General features: G+C 46.0%; 3 protein-coding genes. 2 read left to right on the top strand and 1 reads right to left on the bottom strand.

Annotated features, from left to right (window positions below):
* Positions 1-59 precede the first annotated feature (59 nt).
* Positions 60-530, bottom strand: coding sequence for a helix-turn-helix domain-containing protein (locus AC2VE5_RS25435; protein WP_486890370.1), 471 nt, complete (start codon positions 528-530; stop codon positions 60-62).
* A gap of 83 nt (positions 531-613) precedes the next feature.
* Here AC2VE5_RS25435 and AC2VE5_RS25430 point away from each other — a divergent pair, with 83 nt between their 5' ends.
* Positions 614-1,504, top strand: a complete 891-nt coding sequence (locus AC2VE5_RS25430; RefSeq protein WP_486890369.1) for a tyrosine-type recombinase/integrase — start codon at positions 614-616, stop codon at positions 1,502-1,504.
* 142 nt (positions 1,505-1,646) lie between these two features.
* Positions 1,647-2,854, top strand: a 1,208-nt coding sequence (locus tag AC2VE5_RS25425; RefSeq protein ID WP_486890368.1) for a DUF4158 domain-containing protein, incomplete at its 3' end; no start/stop codon positions are given.

Here is a 2,854-nt window from a genome sequence, read left to right as displayed (position 1 = left end):
GGGATTGCTACAGGATACGTGTAAAAACCTGCAAGATAGACCTTAAAGCATTACCTAGACTAGCTTTGGAAATCAGATTCAGCCTTGTAAGCAGTCCCACAAAAAGGACAGAAACGATGCTTGAGAGAAGTAATCCTCTCCTGGCAATGACTACAGCGATCTCGGAGCGCAGAACCACATAGAAAACAATATTTAGCCCTCACCTCCATCCAAAGCGGATCTGGCGGTGTTCCAGGAGTCCAGCACGGTGCACAGAATTTGAGTTGAGAGACAGCCACAATCGGAGTACCGCGACAGACCGCCTCTAAATATTCCACCGGAACTTGCAGCGCATTCGCCAAGCCACTTTTACTATGAGAACTCAGTTTAGTTGTCAGCCCGCGCTCGATTTTTCCCACGCTTTGCAAGTGAATCCCCGCGATAGCTGCCAATTCCTTCTGATTCAAACCGAGCATTAATCGCATTCGTTTGACATAATCACCCACGGTTTCATTAGCGTTGGGCGATTTACTACTTTGGAGAATATTCACAAAACGGTGTTTTAAAATATGTTAACTCAGAACTATAATATGGAAAGTATTATTCAACTTTACTAGTTAAACTAACTGCTAAATTGTCTATCCCACTAGCTACAATCGCCACTGAATTTTTAGAGCGTCCAGGACTCGCTCATAGTACGATAAAATCCTACGAACTAAGTCTCATGCCGCTACTGGGAGAATACGGCAGTTATCCGATTGAAATCTTGAGCCGCTCGACACTAGCAAATTACCTCGACGGTTTATCCCATCTAGCTTACACGACTCATCAACGACATCAAGCAATCTTACAAGCTCTATTCAACTTTGCAGTCGAGCAAGGTTATTTGAAAGTTAACCCCATCACCCGACTTCAACGTCGCAAACCCAACATAGAACGGGGAGAGCATTTTTCAGATCGAGTGATTCGATATTTATCCCCATCCCAAATCACCACGCTCTACCAAGTAATCGACCATCACAGTCGAATGAAAGCTCTGGTGTACTTGCTGCATCGAACTGGTGCCAGAATTGCAGAGGTCTTGGCACTAAACTTTTCAGATCTCAATCTCATCGAGCGCAAATTTCAAGTGATTGGTAAAGGTAATAAAATCCGGTGGTGTTTCTACAGTGAAGATGCAGCAACAGCATTAGATAAATATCTAAAATACTACCGCCCCCCAGAATCAGATGCCCTATTTACCGCCCAAAACCCCGTAACCAAATTAGTCACCCGTCTGAGTTATCGGACAGCACATCGAGACTGGACAAACTTGATTGAGAGCGCACTAGAACTCGATGGAATTAGGATGCACGACTTACGACACACCTTTGCCACCGAACGAGTTGGCTTAATGGGCATCGAGGAGCTACGTGCTTTGATGGGACATACTAACATTCAGACCACATTACGCTACCAAAAAGTTACTTCCGAGCGGGCAGAAATCGTCGCTCACTCAGCCTTAGAACGCTTGCTTCAAGAGTGATGAAATACTCATTAATAGCGAGCGATAAATCTCCTGAAAGTACTGTTTGATTGAGATCTATCACAAATTGATAGAGTATGGCTTATACTCTGCCTTGGACAACTGAGTATTGCCAGATCTCGCTGGAATTCCCAACAGCTTTATGACCGCTATTGAACGGACTGCTTATCCCCGATTCAAATCTCAGGCAACTGTTAAAGAACTGACCGAACTATATACGCCATCAGCATCTGAGCTAGCATTTGCCCAAACACAGGTCAAAAGTAAACGTGGACTGCTGCGCTGGTTGGTGATGCTCAAATCATTCCAGCGGTTGGGTTATTTCCCCCCGTCGGAAGCAGTCCCGCCAACAGTTGTCGGACACATTCGGGCTTGTTTGAATCTCAGTGCCAATGTCTGTGCCATCCCGCCCGAACGTTCGCGCTACAACTATGCAGAGGTAATTCGAGCTTACTTGGGCGTTCATCCTTATGACCGCAAGGCTCAAACTGCCATTGCTACGGTCATCGCACAGGCGGCTGAAGTGATGGAGTATCCTGCCGATTTAATCAATGTCGCAGTCGAAGAATTGGTTAAAGAAAGATATGAATTACCAGCTTTTAGTACCTTAGATCGTTTAGTCAGTCATATCCGTACTGTCGTGAATAACCGCTTGTTTGGGCGCATTATCAATGCGATGACTCCGACTCAGCAAGCATTTGTAGATGATTTGGTATCTACTTCACCCGAATCGGGATTAACCTTCAGTTTACTGAGAGCACCACCGAAAAGTGCTCGCCTGTCTCACATTCAAGCATTACAAGCTAAATTCGAGCAGATGCTCACCTGTGGGGATGTGCGTCAGTTGCTTGTCACCATTGCACCCGCTAAGGTTAAATCCTTTGCCACCCAAGCCAAAGCCTTGGCTCTGACGGACTTGCGGGAGCTAAAACTAGCCAAACGTCGCGCTCTATTGGTTTGTCTGCTCTACCGCGTCCAAGTTAAAACTCGCGACCATTTGGTCGAGATGTTTCTCAAACGAGTACAGAAAATGCACCAGTGCGCCAAAGACAAGCTGGTAGAATTGCGCGAGCAGCATTTAGCACAAACGGAATTGATGCTGGGAGTCTTGGCTGAAATTTTACAGACATCAGCAGGAGAAACCGATACAGCTAGCTTGGGCGAACGAGTTCAATCTGTTTTAACAACGCATGGGGGAGCCGCAGCCCTGTTAGAGCAGTGTGAGGAGATTACCGCTTATAACAGCGACAATTATTTACCCTTAGTCTGGCGGTTCTACAGTCGTTACCGTTCGGTGTTATTTCCACTAGTGCGGGGATTGGAAATCCAGTCCACTAGTCAAGATCTCTC

The sequence above is a fragment of the Aliterella sp. E5.1 genome (genome assembly GCF_057473825.1).
This window is presented reverse-complemented; position numbering and strand designations above follow the sequence as displayed.